Origin of the sequence: Agarivorans sp. OAG1, assembly GCF_037076485.1 — a bacterium.
GTDB classification, from domain to species: domain Bacteria; phylum Pseudomonadota; class Gammaproteobacteria; order Enterobacterales; family Celerinatantimonadaceae; genus Agarivorans; species Agarivorans albus.
This window is the reverse complement of record NZ_AP028990.1, coordinates 2,202,319-2,219,884: the sequence shown is the minus strand read 5'-3', so window position 1 is coordinate 2,219,884 and position 17,566 is coordinate 2,202,319. Positions and strand designations below refer to the sequence as shown.

Here is a 17,566-nt window from a genome sequence, read left to right as displayed (position 1 = left end):
TCGATAACTAGATTTGTTTAGCTTGGATTACGAAGTTCTAAGTAATCGACTGCAATCTCTGCAGCTTCGGTTAAAAAAGCATCATCCAAATCAATATCTTTTGGCGCGTCTTCTAAGTCTTTAACAGGCTCCAGTTCAAGGCGAACTAAACGCTCATTTAAGCGAGCAAGTTGTTTCTGCTCTTTTTCATCGCGCTGAGATATCCTCGCTTTTTCATTAAGACTTACCGACTTCATATCTTTGTCTTTACGATAATCAGCTATATCACTAATGATGTATTGAAACTCTGGATCATTTGCAATGCGAGCCTGATGCTTTTTATCTAAAGCTTCAATATAAGGGCTAACATCGCCAAGCAACTTATAGTTAGCCGCTTTAATTTTATCCCAAGGCAAAGCATTATCTTCAACGCTCTCTCCCGTTTCTTCCGGCAACAAGGCAGAAGGATAAGAGATATCAGGAATTACGCCGCGATGTTGAGTACTACCACCGTTTATACGGTAAAACTTAGCAATGGTGTACTGCACATGGCCAAGTTCATTTTCGTACAAGTCGTAAATTCGACCTAAACCGCGGTGCTGCTGCACAGTGCCTTTACCGTAACTTTGCTCACCAATAACGATGGCTCTGCCATAATCTTGCAAGGCAGCGGCAAAAATTTCGGACGCTGAAGCGCTGTAACGGTCGATTAAAATAACCATTGGGCCACTGTAAGTGACTGAATTACTGGTATCGTTGTTTACCGTAATTCGACCAAGCTGATCGCGTACTTGTACAACCGGACCTTGTGGAATGAATAAACCGGTTAATGCGGTTGCTTCAGTTAATGCTCCACCGCCGTTGCCACGTAAATCAACAATCAAAGAACTGATATTCTCTTCATCTAATTTACGCAACTCTTTGCTGGCATCTTCACTCAAATTAACATAGAAACTAGGAACATTAAGCACCCCTACTTTCTTGCCTTCAATTTCAATTACTTCGCTTTTAGCAGCGCGGTCTTCTAGGCGAACCTTGTCGCGAACGATGTCTACGATTTTGGTTTTACCATCTACTTTGCCACCAGATGCAAGTATCTCAAGACGAACAGTAGTGCCTTTAGGACCTTTAATCAGATCAACTACGTCATCTAATCGCCAACCAATAATATCAACGATTTCATCTTCACCTTGAGCAACACCAACAATTTTATCTTCTGGACCTAGTTGGTTGCTCAGCGCTGCTGGTCCACCAGGAACCAAACTTCGAATCACGGTGTACTCATCTTCACCTTGCAGCACTGCACCAATGCCTTCTAATGAAAGATTCATTTCCATTTTGAAGCGTTCTGCAGTACGTGGAGATAAGTAACTAGTATGTGGTTCGATGGCGCGAGAATAAGCGTTCATTGCAGTTTGGAAAACATCTTCACTGCCGGTTTGCACTAAACGTTTAATCGCACTGTTATAGCGCTTGGCTAATACTTCGACAATTTTGTCGTGTTCGCGGCCTGCTAACTTTAAGTTTAGCGCATCGTATTTTACTTTTAAGCGCCACAGTTCTTTTATCTCAGCTTGGGTTTTAGGCCAATCAGCTTCGCTGCGATTAAACTGAAACTGTTCGTCTTTAGTAAAATCCATTGGCTCGTCGAGAACTTGTAAAGAGTAAACCAATTGTTGGTAGCGACGCTTAAGCGACAGGTCGAACATGGAATAAAGCGGTTCCAATCTACCTGCTGGTATGTCTTGATCTAGGCTGTAGCGATAACGTTCAAAGCGTAAAAAATCTTCTTCCAAAAACAAGCTACGGTTGTAGTCGAGTTGCTGAATAAACTTATCGAAGATTTCGCTAGATAATTCATCGTCGAAAGGAACACTGCGGTAGTGAGAGCGGGTATATAAAGCGCTAATTCTTTTTGCCGCTGTAGCATGTTGGCTTTGCTGGCTTAAAGTGGGTAGCGCATCTTGTCCTAATGTAGGCGTTTGAGCCAACAACAGAGTTGAGTAACTAAGCGTTAAAAAAAATAGCCACAGACGGCTCAAATATTTCATAGGCACCTATCTCACTACTAAATCAATTATGCAACGATATGTTCTGCTTTAACTTTAACTAACATACCGCTTTTAAGTGTAACAGCAATGCCATCTTTTGTTACTTCTGAGATCTGACCCGGCATTGGCGTTTTTCCAACCAATACACGAACTTCCTTCCCTGCAACTAAATCTTTACTGTCGATTTTTTCAATCGGCTTCTTCTCTGCTGCTGGTTTGCTGTCGCTAGTTTTAGGTTTACTAGTACGCTTGAAATCAGCTTTTGGTTTACGTGCAGCAGCTTTGTTTTTGTCTGCTTTTTCAGCTTGAGCCTTTTTGTTAGCAAAGGCTTTATCTTTGCTTTCTTTTAAGGTCTTTTGTGCATGTTCTACATGCTCTTGTTCAATTTCTGCGCCCTCTACACCGTCTAAGTCAACGCGTTTAGAGCCAACTTTTACGCCATGTAGGTAACGCCAGCTAGACGTATATTGACGCAGAGCAGAACGTAGTACGGTATTACTTACTTTCTCGTCTTCTTTTAGACGTTCAGCTAAGTCCTGAAAAATACCAATTTTAAGCGGCTTGGCTTCACCTTCTGTAGAAAAACAGTTTGGGAATTGTGTCGCCAAATATTGAATGACTTCTTTGCTATTTTTCAGTTTGTTAGTTTGTTCCATGATGACCTTTCTTATACATCTTTACTGGTACAGCGACAGGGCTGATTTCGGCTATTATAGTGAGCGTATATTGAAAAGCCATTAAAAATGCACATCACTTAGTTTATTTTCCAACACCTTAACTAAATACTCGATGCCAATTTGGTCACTTAGCTCGAATCGATTAAGACGTGGACTATCAATATCTACTACGCCAAACAGTTCACCATTAAGATATAAAGGCACTACGATTTCTGATTCGCTAGCACTATCACAAGCGATATGCCCCGGAAACTCATGCACATTTTCAACACGGAAGGTTTGCTGCTGCGCAAAGGCCGAACCACATACGCCTTTACCAACTTGTATTGAAGTACAGGCAGGTTTACCTTGAAACGGCCCCAAGAACAGCTGTTTTTTAGCTTTATCGGCTAAATAACACCCTACCCAGTTAATCTCTTCTAACTCGAGCCATAATAAGGCAGAAAAATTAGCTAGATTAGAAATATAAGGTAAGTCTTTATCTAACAAAGCGTCTAGTTGTTTACCTAGTGTTAAATAACGTGAAGATATATCAGTCACTGCATTATTCCTCGTCTTCAATCATCGATGCATCAAACTCCTGGCCTTTGAGCACTTGTTGCAGCGCATTTCGCTGGGAAGAAAGGTAAAAGCCTAAATTCTCGGCTTGTTGCTCGTTCATCTTAGGTTCTGCATGCTTTATCATTAATGTAAGCTGATCAGCTACGTCTAACATTTTGTCGTAATTGTCGGCTTCTTTTTTTGAACTAAAAGTCATTTTCTCTACACCGTTACGTTCGACGACATATTTAATAATTACAGCCACCGCTGCCTCCATTTACTGTTTTTATATACAGGGTAGTATGCACCATTCACTTTTAAACTACTAGTGACAAATTTTTACAGCATAGTTAGCCTGACTTAGCTAATATGTACTGTATGAAATCTTCTGAGTTATCAAAGCTATCCATCTGCCCAAGTTGTGATTTGTTGGTCGACACCCAAGCACATTGTAGGGCTGGAAACGTATTAATATGCCCACGCTGCAAACACACACTTGCGCGGGGGCGTAGAGCTCGTTTCTCTAGCCAATTTGCTTTAGCGTTAACGTGCTTGATTATGGTTACGCTTGCTAACACTTATCCGCTGTTAAGCTTTACATTTCTTGGGATCCCTAGTTCAGCCAATATTCTGCGCGGCACCGTGTTGTTACTCGAAAACGGCTATTATTTGGTGGGGTTCAGCGTGGTGCTAGCTAGTTTCATTGCGCCAATTCTGCTATTCAGCTTAATCTGTTATACCTCTTTGTCTTTAAGCAAAGGCTGGAAAGCTCCCTTTTTGGCAACAGCGCTGCATTTTCAAGACGATCTTATTCACTGGAGTATGATTGAAGTCTATATCGTTAGTTTTTTGGTAGCCTTGGTGAAACTAGTAGAATACGCAGATATCGATTTGGGCTATGGGCTTTGGTGTATCTGCATAACCTTGCTACTTTCTACCCGCCTAATTCAGCGTATAGAGCCAGCGGAATACTGGGAGCGTTATGTACACATCCGCTAAACAGTTAGGCTTAAAACAATGCAGGCACTGCAAACTGTCAATGCCCGAAGAACAAAGCCACTGTCAGCGTTGCCATATGCGAGTGCATTCACGAACCCCTCAAAGCATGCAAAAATGTTGGGCTTTTATCATTGCCGCTACTGTAGGACTGTTCCCAGCGAACTTAATGCCAATAACCGTTTTAAGTACTCGCGGTGCCCCCCAATACGAAACCATTATGTCTGGCGTGATCAGCTTAATTAAGGACGATATGGTAGGTATTGCGATAGTGGTATTTGTCGCCAGCATTGTGGTGCCTGTAATGAAACTTGTCGGCTTGGTTGTTATCTTATTGAGCCTGCAATTTAATTTGAATCTGAACAATCGACAACGAATTGTTATCTATAGAATAATTGACATTATTGGTAAGTGGTCAATGCTCGATCTTTTTGTTCTGTCTATCATGATTGCAGTATTTGAACGAAATAATTTAGTGGGCGTGGAAGCAGGACCCGGCGCCACCGCATTTGGCGCAGTAGTATTGTTAACTCTGTTCGCAGCAAAATCTTTTGATACAAGACTAATTTGGGATAAACAACTTGAATAACGCTAGTAAACCGGAACTTAAAAAAGAGAAGGTAATCTCCCCTATTTGGCTGTTGCCCATTTTGGCCGTGCTTTTAGGTGCTTGGCTACTATTCAAAGCTTGGTCTGAAGCAGGTGTGAAAATCAACATTGTGTTTGATAGCGCAAAAGGTATCACGGCCGGACAAACTCAGTTGTTTTACCAAGGTCTAGATATTGGCGTAGTGAAAACGGTAGAACTTGCACCTAATTTAGAAGGAGTAATTGTAGTTGCAGAAGTTAAACGAGAAGCAGAGCAGTTACTAAAAGAAGATAGCCAATTCTGGCTAGTTACGCCCAAAGCGTCGATTACAGAGATTAGCGGTTTAGACGCGCTAGTATCTGGTAACTACATTGAACTAAACCCCGGCAAAGGTAAATTTAGCGACGACTTTGTTGCACTTAATGAACCTCCTAATATTATTAGGGGTAACGGTTTGAATGTACGCCTTACATCAAACGATTTAGGCTCTCTAAATATTGGCTCCCCTGTTTACTTCAAAAAAATAAAAGTAGGCGAAGTACAACGTTATCAATTAAATGATCAACACCATGTAGAATTTGATATTCAAATCAAACCGCAATTCTCCCATTTAGTGAAAATTGATACTCGGTTTTGGAATGTAAGCGGCTTTGAGGCTGATATCTCTCTCGATGGGATGCAAATCTCTAGTGAAAGCCTAGCCAGCGTGATTTCCGGTGGCGTCAGTTTTGATAGCCCCGTTCAATCTGCTATTGCAGATAAAGGACAAAACTTTACCCTCTATGACAACCTTAAAGACTCACAACGTGGTAAAGCGATTCAAATCACCATGCAGCAACAACATGGTCTTGCAGCAAACCGCAGCAAGCTAGTTTATCGCGGCGCGGTAATAGGGTTTATCAATGATATTCAGAATACCGGAAGCCACGACCATTTTTTAGCGAAAGCCTTGGTCGAGCCTAAGTATGAAGATCTGTTTAACGATACAACCCAATTAGTTCTGATAAAGCCTGAAATAGGATTAAACGGAGTTAAAAATCTTGGTGCGCTAGTTGGTGCAAAACAAATCGAAGTGATTGCAGAGCAAGGTGAGCTTCAAACTGAGTTTATCCTTACTACATCACCAAAACCTCCCGTTGGAAGCAAGTCCATTAGCTTTACCACTAACAATGTTAAAGGTTTAGCAGTTAACAGTCCGATCGTTTACAACGGGCTAACCATTGGTAAAGTGACTGAAATCGACTTAATAGATCGCAGCTTTGAGCTAAAAGCTTTTATTCAGCCTCAATATACCAAACTACTTACGCAAGGCAGCCGATTTTATAACCAAAGTCCGCTAGCTGTGGAAGCAGATCTAAATGGAATAAGTGTTGAAAGCAGCGGTTTGAGTGGTTTTATAAACTCCCCAATCATATTGATGCCCGGACATAACAATACTCTCAGTAAGCAAAGTCAATATGCGCTGCATCACAACAAACAAGCAGCTCAGTTGTCTAAAGCAAAAATAGAGAGACCTTTATCGCTGCGCCTAAATACTGATTATTTAGGGTCATTAGGAGAAGGGGCGCCAGTTCTTTTCAGACGAGTACCGGTAGGAGAAGTTGAGCACTACAGCTTGTTAAAAGATGGCAGCATTGACCTAAAAATTAAAATTTTTGGCAACTATCGACACTTAGTAACGGATAACAGTCGATTCTGGCACGCATCAGGACTGGAAATTAAAGCCAGTTTAGAGGGTTTGTCGGTAAACAGTGAATCACTTAAATCATTGGTTATGGGTGGTATCAGTTTTGATCACTTCGAAGAACTGGCTAAGGAAAGTATCCGAACTGTTCATAAAACTAAACAGGATGCAACTAAGCGTCATTTAGCGATTAGCCTAACAACTAACGATAGCCACGGCCTCTACAACAACATGCCGATTAAATACCAGGGGCAGCAAATTGGTAAAGTCACCAACTTGCAATTCAATGATAGCCTTTCCGAACTACAAGCAGATGCTGAGTTGGACTTCCCCTTTTACAGAAACTTCGCCCGCAATGGCGCCTTATACTGGCAAGAAACTGCCTCTATCAGTCTATCTGAAGTAAAAAACTTAGATACCTTGGTAAAAGGCGACTTTATTAATGCCCTTCCAGGAAAAGGCAAACCCTCACAACAGTTTGTTTTACAAAAACAAGCACCAAATACTGATACAAATGCCTTACATATTTGGCTTAGCAGTAGCCACTTTGGCTCGTTAAAAGTTGGCAGCCCGGTACTTTACAAGCAGTATCAAGTAGGTTTTGTTGATGATGCAAAACTGGCTATGGATGGCTCAAAAATCTTAGCTCGCCTCAACATATACTCAGCCTATCGCCACTTGGTGCGCGAAAATAGTGTCTTTTGGAATGCCTCGGGCGTAGATGTAAAACTTGGCCTAGGTGGCGCGAACATTCGTCTTGATTCAATGGAAACACTGTTAACTGGCGGCATTGCATTTGCGACGCCCGATGAAGAACCTACAGCTAAACCAGCAAAGGATCAGGATAAGTACGAACTACAGCCCATTTATGATGAAAAATGGTTACAATGGAGCCCTTCCATTAAGCCATAGAAAATCTGCATTTTGACCAAACCAATAAATTTTCCAGCTAAATTCATAAAGCGCATTGAGAAAGATCTTCCAAGCGATTTGAGTTTAGCTGGCTTCAAAGCTATTTGTCAGCAGCCGATGCGCAAAAGCATCAGAGTAAATACGCTTAAAATAAGCCTCGAGGCATTTTTAAGCTTAGCCAAAACCAATCAATGGCAGCTTGAGCCCATACCTTGGTGCGAGACTGGCTTTTGGATTACCCGCGAAGATGAGAGCTTATCGCTTGGTAACACCGCTGAACACCAAGCAGGTTTGTTCTACATTCAAGAAGCAAGTTCTATGCTGCCGGTAAGCGCCCTATTTCACGGCTTTCAAGCCGAAGAAGACTGTTTGTTACTAGACGCAGCTTCTGCCCCGGGGTCTAAAACAACACAAATGGCAGCAATGCTTCAAGGTAAAGGTGCAATAGTTGCCAATGAGTTCTCTGCTAGCCGAGTTAAAGTACTTAGTGCCAATTTGTTACGTTGTGGTGTAACTAATGCGGCTGTAACACACTTCAGTGCTGAAATTTTTGGTACTTGGATGAGCGAGCAGTTTGACGCTATTTTGCTAGATGCCCCCTGCTCTGGTGAAGGTACCTTACGCAAAGATCCTCAAGCTCTAGATAATTGGAGTGAACAGCATGTCGATGAAATTTCTCAGCTGCAAAGTACGTTACTAGAAAGCGCGCTACAAGCCCTAAAGCCTAATGGAGTATTGATATACTCAACCTGTACCTTAAATCAGCAAGAAAACCAGCAAGTGATTAGTCGTATTGCTACCAAATACCCCGATAGCTTTTCTACCATTAATCTCGAGCAACTTTTTGAGCACAGCCACAAAGCCATAACTAAAGAAGGCTATTTACACGTTTGGCCACAATACTATGATAGCGAGGGTTTCTTCGTTGCTGCACTGCGCAAAAACACTGCAACAATCGAAACGCCAGCAATTAACAAACGAATAAAGCCGTTTGCTTATCAAACTGCGACTAAAAAGCAGCAAGCATCAATTGCGCAGCATTTTAAATCTCAATTTGGAATGACGCTCCCTAGCGACTACAGCATATTTACCAAAGCTAATGATTACTGGTTACTTCCAAACAGCTTTTTGCGTGTAAAAGATGAAATGCGATTTGAACGAGTTGGCCTCAAGTTAGCCGAAGAGTTTAAACATGGCTTTAGAACAAGCCACGATGCAATTACTGCTCTTGGACACTTAGTTGCAAAAAACTGTATTGAACTAGAGCCTGAACAAGCTCATCACTTTTATCAAGGCAAAGATATTGTCTATCCGAATAACAACAAAGGCGAAGTGGCTCTAAGCTACCAAGGTTATGTTATTGGTTTAGGCAAATGGGTAAGAAACAAGATTAAAAACTCCTACCCTAGAGAGTTAGTTAAAGACAAGGGGCTTGGCTAAGCTTGCAAAGCACGCAACTCGGTCTACACTTAACAGACTATTAGCGCAAGGCTCTAACACAGAGCCATTCCCCTACGCTCCGCTCAGGGACTAGAGTGGAGCCGTTTTTTTCAAGGCTTTGCCAAACTAAACAAATCAAAAAAGTTCTGGGTAGTTTGTTCTGCAACTTCTTCTAAACTAATGCCTTTTATTTTTGCTAAACACTCAGCTACTTGCCTTGTATAAGCAGGTTGGTTTTCTTCTCCCCTAAACGGGATCGGCGCTAGGTATGGGCTATCTGTTTCAACCAAGATCCTATCTAAAGGAATTTGTTTGAAGGTTTGCTGCAACTCTTTAGCCGAGTTAAAACTAATGATCCCTGAAGCAGATATATAAAAGCCCATTTCAATGGCTGCCTCTGCCATTTCTAAACTTTCAGTAAAGCAATGAAGTACCCCTTTACATTGCTCCGCCTTATGCTCCGACAGTAAACGCAAAGTATCTTCTCGTGCATCTCGGGTATGAATAATCAATGGTTTGTTATGCTTAACAGCTAACTTTATCTGCTCAATAAAGACTCTCTGCTGTAACTCTTTATGTTCTTTCGCATAAAAATAATCCAAACCTGTTTCACCAACGGCAACAACTTTTGGGTGAGCCAGATAAGATTCCATTTTTTCAAGGTCAAACTCTTGGTCTTGAACATAAAGTGGATGCATACCACAAGAGGCGAACACTTGATCAAAGTGTTGCACTTTCTCCATCATGCTCGGAAACTTCTCAGGAGATATAGCCACAGCAAGGCAATAATCTACGCCAGCATCTTTAGCTTTAGCTAAAGCATCCGCTACGTTTACATGCTTACCTTGATAATCAAGTCTGTCTAAATGGCAATGTGAATCTACTAACACGCGCGTTAATCCTTAAATCGTGTAAACAGCGGGTAAAGCTGTTGGCCAACATTTAGGCCCGGATATTCTTCTATCTGTTTGAGCAAATCGAGCCAGTCTTGATAGGCCAATTCAATAGTTTTGTCTTTAGTACTAACAACAGCAAACTGGGGAAAGTCATCTCTATTAGCCAGCCCTTTAGCTAAACTAAAGGATAAGGTTAAGCAATGACCTAGCCATTGTAAGTACAATGGCTGCTTGTGAACTAAATCAGCCAGTTTATTAGTTTTAGCTTGCACCATTAATTGATATTGATGAATAAACTGTTCTAGCTGAGTAAACTGCTGTTCGCGATAAAACTCTTTGATTTGTAAAGGAGAGCCGTTACAGAAACGATAAATTAGAGCAAAGTTTTCGTCTACCCTAAGCTTTTGTTTTACCAACCATTGCTTCACCCAGCTTTGCTCTGGTGTGGCGATATTTAAAACTTGGCATCGACTCATTATTGTTGGCATCGCTTTAAACGGCAAATGGTTAACCAAGATAAAGTGTGTATCTGCCACGGGTTCTTCTAAGGTTTTCAATAAAGCATTGTTTGATGCCGTATTTAGCGCGCCGATATCGCTTATAATCGCCACTTTTGAAGAACCAAAACTACTAGTCTGGTTTGCCCACAAACTTAAAGCACGAATATCATCTACTTTAGGCTTTTCTTGTTCTAGCAAAAACAAACTGCCATTAGCGCCAGAGTCTACTAGCTGGCAACTATGGCACTGATTACAAGCTTGATGTTTTTGTTCGCTACATAAAATAGTTTTAGCAACAAACTTTGCTAGCTGCAGCTTACCTAAACCTTTTTCTCCACGAAGCAGCAGGCTTTGCGGAAAGCTATCTTCACTTAATTGATGTGATAATTGTTTCCAAGCCTTACTTAACCAAGGAGAGCTCATAGTAAATACCGTTACAGTGTATTTAGGTAATTATTTAATGCAGCCTGAATATCACTAGCTACTTTGTCTATGCTTTGGCTTGCATCGATTTTCACGATATTTTCATTAGCCTCTGCTTGCGCAAGATAAACCGCTCTACTTCTTTCAAAAAAGCTTAAAGCTTGCTGCTCTATTCTGTCTAACTCGCCGCGATCAAGTGCTCGGCTTAGCCCTAATCCAGGTTCAATATCCAAGTATAAGGTTAAGTCAGGTTCAAAACTTCCAATAGCAATCTGTTTAATCGCTTGTAGTTTATCTACGCCTAACTCTCTGCCACCACCTTGATAAGCTTGTGAACTTAAATCGTGTCGGTCACCTACCACCCATTTACCTTCACTTAAAGCGGGTTTAATACGTGTTTCCACCAATTGAGCGCGAGCTGCATACATGAGTAACAACTCAGTGTTATCGCAAACCTGCTCGCCATCAACACCTTGTTTTACTATCGTTCGTAAAGATTCGGCAATTGGCGTACCGCCTGGCTCACGAGTATTTATGTACTCTATACCTTGTTGCTCTAACAAAGTTTGGATCGCGGCAACTGCGGTACTTTTTCCTGCACCCTCTAAGCCTTCAATAACTACAAATTTTCCACGCGTCATAATAACTATTTCTTAAGTATGTATTTTCTAACTGCGCGATTATGCTCAGCTAAGTTTTTAGAAAAATAATGTTCACCACCACCCTTAGCGACAAAATAATAATAATTAGATTGCTCGGGGTTTAGCGCAGCGATAATGGCATCTTCACTAGCCATAGCAATGGGTGTTGGTGGAAGAGCTCGAATAACATAGGTATTGTAAGGCGTAGCCTCGCGTAAATCTTTACGGCGAATATTTCCATCATACCGCTCTCCCATACCGTAAATTACAGTAGGGTCAGTTTGCAGGCGCATCCCCTTATTAAGGCGATTTACAAATACCGAAGCGATCCGAGGCCGTTCAAACTTAGCACCGGTTTCTTTTTCGATAATTGATGCGAGAATTAGCGCTTCATAAGGTGTTTTGAGTGGAACAGCTTGATTACGTTTATCCCATTGCTCGGCAACTACTTTATCTAATGCAAGCTTGGCGCGCTTGATGATGCTTTCAGCTGGCGTATTGTGAACAAAAAAGTAAGTTTCGGGTAACAACAACCCTTCTAACTTACTTTGCTCAACTTCAAGCCACTCAATTAACTCTTGCTCATTCTTAGTGCTAGGTTTAATCCCGTCAGTTTGGTTAAGCTTTTGCCAAAACTGGGCAAAGGTCTCACCTTCAATTAGGCTAATTTTAAACTGAACGACTTTTCCGCTCGCTAATATTTGGCTTAGCTGGGCATAACTAAGCTGATCATCTAACTGATATAAGCCCTTTTTAATTTGACTGTGGTGAGGATGAAGTTTGAACCAAACTCGCAACCACCATGCATCTTGGTCTGCGTTAGCAAATACCTCGTTGGCGACACGATAAATGTTAGTTCCCGAGCCTACCGACACTTGTTGAACTTCGGTTGCACGCGGCAATTGCCATTGTTCAACTAAGTAATTATCAAACCACTTATATGAAAGGAAACCAGCAATTAAACAAAAACCAATAAAACCAAGTATTACTTTACGAAGCATTTTTCACCAAATTTTGGAACCAACGACAAACAGGAAAGCGCTCGTAATTGCGCTCATTAAAAGTATTAACTGGGGCAAACTGCAATACCGAGTTACTGACAAATATTTCATCAGCAGCGACTACATCTTCAATTTTAAACTTACCTAAATGGATCTGATAAGGAGAATGCTTCACGTTGTCTAGCAAAAACTGGCGTTGCACACCGGCAACCCCAGCACCATCTAGATCACTTGTATATATCACTTTATTCTTAACCCAGAACAAGTTAGACGCAACCCCCTCAACCACCTGATCAAAAATATCACAACAAACCAAGTCAGCAACCCCGCTTGAGTCTGCTTCTCTTTTTAGTAGCACTTGCTCTAAGCGATTTAAGGTTTTAATTGATGAAAATGCACTACCACTTGCCAAACGTTGCTTGGCAATTCCAAGTGATATTCCACTATCTCTAAAGTTTACGTAGCTTTGCGGAAACTCGGAAATAGACATAAATACACTTGGTTTAACACATTCTGGCAAGCCGTAACCTCGACCACCTTCTCCGCGAGTAATAGTGACTTTTAGTACGGCATTGTTCGCTTTAGAAGCGTGCTTATCGGCATCTCTTTTGATAGTAACGAAATCAAGGGAAGGAAAGCCAAGCTGTTGTTGAGCGCGTTGTAAACGTTTTAGGTGGTAATCCCAAAGCGTCAACTTTCCAGACCGCACCAGCATTGTTGTGAAAAAACCATCGCCGTAGTTTAAGCCTCGATCAAGCGTTGATAAATTAGCGTCTAGCAAACTCAACAATCCTAGATATAAAAAAGCCTGATGATAACATCAGGCTTCAATTAGCTATAGCGCAATACGCAGATTAGGCATCAATTTTCTTGAATACCAGAGATCCGTTAGTACCACCAAAACCAAATGAATTCGACAATGCGTAATCAATTTTAGTTTCACGTGCTTTGCCAACTACATAATCCAAATCACAACCTTCACTTGGGTTTTCCAAGTTAATGGTTGGAGGAGCAATTTGGTCGCGAATAGCCAAAATAGACACAATCGCTTCAACGGCGCCAGCTGCACCTAAAAGGTGACCAGTCATAGATTTTGTTGAGCTAACCAATACTTCTTTAGCATGTTCGCCAAATACAGACTTAACCGCTTGCGTCTCGGCAACGTCACCTGCTGGTGTTGAAGTGCCGTGAGCATTAATGTAGTCAATTTCTGAGGCATCGATACCTGCATCTTTAATAGCAGCAGCCATAGAACGAGCAGCACCATCACCATCGGCTGGAGGCGACGTCATGTGGTAAGCATCACCACTCATACCAAATCCAACCAGCTCAGCGTAAATTTTGGCACCACGCGCTTTAGCGGCTTCGTACTCTTCTAGTACAACAACACCTGCGCCATCACCTAATACAAAACCATCTCGATCTTGATCCCAAGGTCGGCTAGCTTTTGTTGGCTCATCGTTACGAGTAGATAGTGCTTTTGCTGCGCCAAAACCACCCATACCTAAATGCGTAGAGGCTTTCTCAGCACCGCCAGCTAACATTACACTTGCGTCGCCATAGGCAATCATACGTGCTGCAAGGCCAATAGCATGAGCACCAGTAGTACAAGCAGTAGTAACGGCGATGTTAGGGCCTTTTAAACCTTTCATTATTGAAAGGTGGCCAGCAACCATGTTGATAATGGTTGATGGCACAAAAAACGGACTGATTTTACGTGGTCCATTTTTTAAATAATTTTCGTGATTCTGTTCAATTAAGCCAAGACCACCAATGCCTGAGCCAATTGACACCCCAATGCTATCTGCATTTTCCTCGGTAACTTCAATACCAGCATCATCAAAAGCCATTAGGCCAGCTGCAATTCCGTATTGAATAAACGCATCCATTTTGCGCGCGTCTTTTTTACTCATGAACTCTTCTACATTGAAGTCTTTAACCAAACCGGCAAAACGGGTTGGGAAAGCTTCGGTATCAAAGTGTTCGATAGGGCCAATGCCACTTTGACCAGCTTTAAGGGCTTGCCAAGTTAATTCAGCGGTATTACCTACTGGTGATAGTGCACCAATACCAGTAACAACGACTCTACGCTTAGTCACTGAAATGCCTCCAAGGGGGGATTTACTTATCTTAGGGGGATGCAAAATGGGCGACTGATGCCGCCCACTTTTTTATTAATCTTGATTATTTAGAACGTAATCAATTGCAGCTTGAACAGTAGTGATTTTCTCAGCTTCTTCATCAGGGATTTCAGTATCGAATTCTTCTTCTAAAGCCATAACCAATTCAACTGTATCCAAAGAGTCAGCACCTAAATCGTCAACGAATGAAGCTTCGTTTTTAACTTCGTCTTCGCTTACACCTAGTTGCTCGATGATGATTTTTTTAACACGTTCTTCAATTGCACTCATGACAATATTTTTCCTTAGTAAATACGCTTCTGCGTTGTTGCGATAGTGTATTCAAACCGAATTACTTTGCAAGTCTAACCGTAGTGGTCTAACCACGTTTTTCGTAGTTATTTTTATAAAAAACTTGCGATCTATCAATTTTTTGCACATTTTTTAAGCCGCTGCTTAAACCATGTACATCCCGCCATTAACGTGAATAGTTTCACCAGTAATATAGGCAGCATCGTCGCTTGCTAAAAAAGCAACCGTTTTGGCGATTTCTTCAGCATCACCTAAACGCGCCATAGGCACCTGCGACAAGATAGCACCACGCTGATTATCGTCAAGTGCTCGCGTCATATCTGTTTCAATAAAACCAGGAGCAATCGCATTAACTGTGATCCCACGAGAAGCAACTTCGCGCGCCAATGAACGAGTAAAACCTAATACGCCTGCTTTGGCAGCAGAATAGTTAGCTTGTCCTGCGTTGCCCATGGTGCCAACAACCGAACCAATACTAATAATACGACCATTGCGCTTTTTCATCATTGCACGCAATACCGCTTTGCTTAAACGGAAAATAGACGTTAAGTTGGTATTGATAATATCTTCCCACTCGTCGTCTTTCATACGCATTAATAAGTTGTCGCGGGTAATACCGGCATTGTTCACAAGAATATCGATATCGCCATATTTAGCTTTGATATCAGCAAACAACTGAGCAATAGAATCGCTAGACGTTACGTCTAACGCCAAACCAGTACCATTTTCGCCTAAATAAGCAGCAATGGCTTCGGCGCCCTTCTCTGAAGTAGCAGTTCCAATAACAGTGGCGCCGCGAGCAACTAAAGTTTCAGCCGTTGCTCGACCAATACCACGGCTTGCGCCAGTTACTAAGGCAACCTTACCTTGTAGAGACATTGAAAATTCCTCGTTACTTATTATCTAAAGCAGTTTTTATAGAAGTTGTATCATTAATTGCTGCTGCAACTAATGGCTTGTGGATCCGCTTAACTAAGCCACTAAGTACTTTACCTGGGCCGCACTCATAAACGGTTTCGATACCGCGAGTGGCCATTGCTTCAACGGTTTCAGTCCAACGTACTGGACTATATAGCTGCTTAATTAGTGCAAGCTTAATTGCTTTAGCATCTCGTTCTATTGCTACGTCTACGTTATTAATAACATCGAATTTTGGCTCAGAAAAAGAGATACCTTCAATGTAACCCGCTAATTCGTCAGCCGCAGGCTGCATCAAAGCACAGTGAGAAGGCACACTTACCGGCAATGGTAATGCTCGCTTAGCACCTGCTTCTTTACATAATACGTTAGCTCGGTCTACGGCTTCTTTATGGCCCGCGATAACCACTTGACCAGGTGAGTTAAAGTTAACCGCTGTTACTACTTGGTCTTGGGCAGCTTTCTCACAAGCGTCAATAATCTCTTGATTGCCTAAGCCAATAATTGCAGACATTGCACCCACTCCGGCTGGTACGGCTTTTTGCATTAACTGACCGCGATATTCCACTAACTTAAGAGCATCAGCAAACTCTAACACTCCAGCACAAGTTAATGCCGAGTATTCGCCTAAACTGTGTCCCGCTAATACTGCGGGCGCGCTGCCCCCTAGCTCGTTCCATAAACGCCATAAAGCCACAGAGGCGGTTAATAATGCGGGTTGAGTACGGCTGGTTTCGTTTAACTCTTCAGCTGGTCCGTTGGCAACTAAACCTGCCAAATCATAGCCGAGCACCTCAGAGGCTTGTTTAAAGGTATCAGCAACTACCGGATACTCACTAATAAGCTCGGCTAACATGCCAACGCTTTGTGAGCCTTGTCCTGGAAAAACAAATGCTAATTTACTCATCATCTATCCTAATAATTAAAATCTAACTAGGGCACTGCCCCACGCAAAGCCACCACCAAATGCTTCTAGTAATACTAGCTGGCCTCGTTGAATACGCCCATCTGTTACTGCTTCGTCTAAAGCAATGGGTACGGAGGCAGCCGAAGTATTGCCATGCCTGTCTAAAGTAAGCACTACTTTATCAAGTGGCATAGCGAGTTTTTTGGCTGTAGCTTTAATAATTCTGAAATTAGCTTGGTGTGGCACTAACCAATCTAATTCTGTTTTTTCAATACCGTTTGCGGCTAAGGTTTCTGTGACAATTTCACTTAAACGGGTTACCGCAACTTTAAATACCTCATTTCCACTCATCGTCATGTAAGACTCCATTTCGGTGCCCGACATTCCACGTTGTGGATGAGGTAGTTTTAACAAATCGCCATAACGGCCATCTGCATGAATATGGGTAGACAATATGCCTGGTTCTTCGCTAGCACCTAAAAGCACTGCACCGGCACCATCACCAAATAAAATAATGGTTGAGCGGTCATCTGGATCGCACATATGTGAAAGCTTATCAGCGCCAATGACTAGTGCTTTTTTAACCAAGCCACTCTTTATGTACTGGTCGGCAACACTTAAAGCATAAGTAAAGCCAGCACAGGCCGCTGCAATATCAAAAGCAGGCACACCCGGGAGCTCTAGCTTTGCTTGAACCTCACACGCAGCGGCAGGAAATGCATTCTCGCTTGAGGTGGTTGCTAGAATAATTAGGCCAATATCGTTTTTGTCGATATCTGCTCTTTTAATCGCTAACTCAGCCGCAAATGCGCCCATATCAGCAACAGACTCGTTATTACCTGCAATACGGCGTTCTTTGATACCGGTACGATCAGTAATCCATTGATCACTGGTTTCTACCATTTGCTCAAGATCTGAGTTAGTTCTTACATTTGTTGGCAGATAACTACCTGTAGATAATATTTTTGAGTACATAAAAG

The 17,566-nt window shown here is 42.0% G+C and carries 18 protein-coding genes; 4 read left to right on the top strand and 14 right to left on the bottom strand.

Annotated features, from left to right (window positions below):
* Positions 1–17: 17 nt before the first annotated feature.
* The 4 genes from prc to OAG1_RS10090 all read right to left on the bottom strand — a co-directional run bounded on the left by prc (position 18) and on the right by OAG1_RS10090 (position 3,512).
* On the bottom strand, positions 18–2,030 hold the full coding sequence (prc, locus tag OAG1_RS10105) for a carboxy terminal-processing peptidase (protein WP_016403325.1): 2,013 nt from the start codon (positions 2,028–2,030) through the stop codon (positions 18–20).
* Between the two features lie 26 nt (positions 2,031–2,056).
* Positions 2,057–2,686: an RNA chaperone ProQ gene (proQ, locus tag OAG1_RS10100; RefSeq protein ID WP_016403326.1), complete on the bottom strand. Its 630-nt coding sequence runs from the start codon at positions 2,684–2,686 to the stop codon at positions 2,057–2,059.
* A gap of 81 nt (positions 2,687–2,767) precedes the next feature.
* The gene (locus OAG1_RS10095) at positions 2,768–3,247 is read right to left on the bottom strand and encodes a GAF domain-containing protein (RefSeq protein WP_338626289.1); all 480 of its coding nucleotides are present in this window, start codon (positions 3,245–3,247) and stop codon (positions 2,768–2,770) included.
* A 4-nt stretch (positions 3,248–3,251) separates the two neighbouring features.
* On the bottom strand, positions 3,252–3,512 hold the full coding sequence (locus OAG1_RS10090) for a YebG family protein (protein ID WP_016403328.1): 261 nt from the start codon (positions 3,510–3,512) through the stop codon (positions 3,252–3,254).
* A 293-nt stretch (positions 3,513–3,805) separates the two neighbouring features.
* Here OAG1_RS10090 and OAG1_RS10085 point away from each other — a divergent pair, with 293 nt between their 5' ends.
* From OAG1_RS10085 to rsmF, 4 genes are read left to right on the top strand one after another with little or no spacing between them, the layout of a single operon-like run.
* The gene (locus OAG1_RS10085) at positions 3,806–4,246 is read left to right on the top strand and encodes a paraquat-inducible protein A (RefSeq protein WP_040307540.1); all 441 of its coding nucleotides are present in this window, start codon (positions 3,806–3,808) and stop codon (positions 4,244–4,246) included.
* On the top strand, positions 4,230–4,832 hold the full coding sequence (locus OAG1_RS10080) for a paraquat-inducible protein A (RefSeq protein WP_016403330.1): 603 nt from the start codon (positions 4,230–4,232) through the stop codon (positions 4,830–4,832). Before OAG1_RS10085 ends, OAG1_RS10080 begins: the two co-directional genes overlap by 17 nt.
* Entirely contained in the window at positions 4,825–7,428 is a 2,604-nt protein-coding gene (locus tag OAG1_RS10075; RefSeq protein ID WP_338626284.1) for an MlaD family protein, read from the top strand. Before OAG1_RS10080 ends, OAG1_RS10075 begins: the two co-directional genes overlap by 8 nt.
* Before the next feature lie 12 nt (positions 7,429–7,440).
* Positions 7,441–8,868 carry a 16S rRNA (cytosine(1407)-C(5))-methyltransferase RsmF gene (gene rsmF / locus OAG1_RS10070; protein WP_338626282.1) on the top strand — a complete coding sequence of 476 codons (1,428 nt, stop codon included), beginning with the start codon at positions 7,441–7,443 and terminating at the stop codon, positions 8,866–8,868.
* Positions 8,869–8,978: 110 nt separating this feature from the next.
* Here the strand turns inward: rsmF and OAG1_RS10065 are convergent, their stop codons facing one another.
* From OAG1_RS10065 to OAG1_RS10020, 10 genes are all read right to left on the bottom strand, one after another.
* Entirely contained in the window at positions 8,979–9,758 is a 780-nt protein-coding gene (locus tag OAG1_RS10065) for a TatD family hydrolase (protein ID WP_338626279.1), read from the bottom strand.
* A gap of 5 nt (positions 9,759–9,763) precedes the next feature.
* Positions 9,764–10,687, bottom strand: coding sequence for a hypothetical protein (locus OAG1_RS10060; RefSeq protein WP_338626277.1), 924 nt, complete (start codon positions 10,685–10,687; stop codon positions 9,764–9,766).
* A gap of 11 nt (positions 10,688–10,698) precedes the next feature.
* The gene (gene tmk, locus OAG1_RS10055; protein WP_338626275.1) at positions 10,699–11,328 is read right to left on the bottom strand and encodes a dTMP kinase; all 630 of its coding nucleotides are present in this window, start codon (positions 11,326–11,328) and stop codon (positions 10,699–10,701) included.
* Between the two features lie 5 nt (positions 11,329–11,333).
* Positions 11,334–12,329, bottom strand: a complete 996-nt coding sequence (gene mltG / locus OAG1_RS10050) for an endolytic transglycosylase MltG (RefSeq protein WP_338626273.1) — start codon at positions 12,327–12,329, stop codon at positions 11,334–11,336.
* The gene (gene pabC, locus OAG1_RS10045) at positions 12,319–13,110 is read right to left on the bottom strand and encodes an aminodeoxychorismate lyase (protein ID WP_338626271.1); all 792 of its coding nucleotides are present in this window, start codon (positions 13,108–13,110) and stop codon (positions 12,319–12,321) included. Before pabC ends, mltG begins: the two co-directional genes overlap by 11 nt.
* A 73-nt stretch (positions 13,111–13,183) precedes the next feature.
* Complete coding sequence (gene fabF / locus OAG1_RS10040) at positions 13,184–14,428, bottom strand: beta-ketoacyl-ACP synthase II (protein ID WP_338626269.1); 1,245 nt, start codon at positions 14,426–14,428, stop codon at positions 13,184–13,186.
* A 75-nt stretch (positions 14,429–14,503) separates the two neighbouring features.
* Positions 14,504–14,740 (bottom strand): acyl carrier protein, encoded by a 237-nt coding sequence (acpP, locus tag OAG1_RS10035; protein ID WP_016403339.1) that lies wholly within the window; start codon positions 14,738–14,740, stop codon positions 14,504–14,506.
* A gap of 165 nt (positions 14,741–14,905) precedes the next feature.
* Positions 14,906–15,640 (bottom strand): 3-oxoacyl-ACP reductase FabG, encoded by a 735-nt coding sequence (gene fabG / locus OAG1_RS10030; RefSeq protein WP_016403340.1) that lies wholly within the window; start codon positions 15,638–15,640, stop codon positions 14,906–14,908.
* Positions 15,641–15,653: 13 nt separating this feature from the next.
* Positions 15,654–16,589, bottom strand: coding sequence for an ACP S-malonyltransferase (fabD, locus tag OAG1_RS10025; protein ID WP_281422589.1), 936 nt, complete (start codon positions 16,587–16,589; stop codon positions 15,654–15,656).
* A gap of 12 nt (positions 16,590–16,601) precedes the next feature.
* Entirely contained in the window at positions 16,602–17,561 is a 960-nt protein-coding gene (locus OAG1_RS10020; RefSeq protein WP_016403342.1) for a beta-ketoacyl-ACP synthase III, read from the bottom strand.
* Positions 17,562–17,566: the final 5 nt, after the last annotated feature.

What these genes read in the sequence shown, in the direction of transcription:
- tmk (WP_338626275.1), bottom strand. Translation starts at nt 11,328, where the DNA reads ATGACGCGTGGAAAATTTGTAGTTATTGAAGGCTTAGAGGGTGCAGGA.
- OAG1_RS10080 (WP_016403330.1), top strand. Translation starts at nt 4,230, where the DNA reads ATGTACACATCCGCTAAACAGTTAGGCTTAAAACAATGCAGGCACTGC.
- mltG (WP_338626273.1), bottom strand. Translation starts at nt 12,329, where the DNA reads ATGCTTCGTAAAGTAATACTTGGTTTTATTGGTTTTTGTTTAATTGCT.
- OAG1_RS10060 (WP_338626277.1), bottom strand. Translation starts at nt 10,687, where the DNA reads ATGAGCTCTCCTTGGTTAAGTAAGGCTTGGAAACAATTATCACATCAA.
- proQ (WP_016403326.1), bottom strand. Translation starts at nt 2,686, where the DNA reads ATGGAACAAACTAACAAACTGAAAAATAGCAAAGAAGTCATTCAATAT.
- OAG1_RS10085 (WP_040307540.1), top strand. Translation starts at nt 3,806, where the DNA reads ATGGTTACGCTTGCTAACACTTATCCGCTGTTAAGCTTTACATTTCTT.
- OAG1_RS10020 (WP_016403342.1), bottom strand. Translation starts at nt 17,561, where the DNA reads ATGTACTCAAAAATATTATCTACAGGTAGTTATCTGCCAACAAATGTA.
- acpP (WP_016403339.1), bottom strand. Translation starts at nt 14,740, where the DNA reads ATGAGTGCAATTGAAGAACGTGTTAAAAAAATCATCATCGAGCAACTA.
- fabG (WP_016403340.1), bottom strand. Translation starts at nt 15,640, where the DNA reads ATGTCTCTACAAGGTAAGGTTGCCTTAGTAACTGGCGCAAGCCGTGGT.
- prc (WP_016403325.1), bottom strand. Translation starts at nt 2,030, where the DNA reads ATGAAATATTTGAGCCGTCTGTGGCTATTTTTTTTAACGCTTAGTTAC.
- fabD (WP_281422589.1), bottom strand. Translation starts at nt 16,589, where the DNA reads ATGATGAGTAAATTAGCATTTGTTTTTCCAGGACAAGGCTCACAAAGC.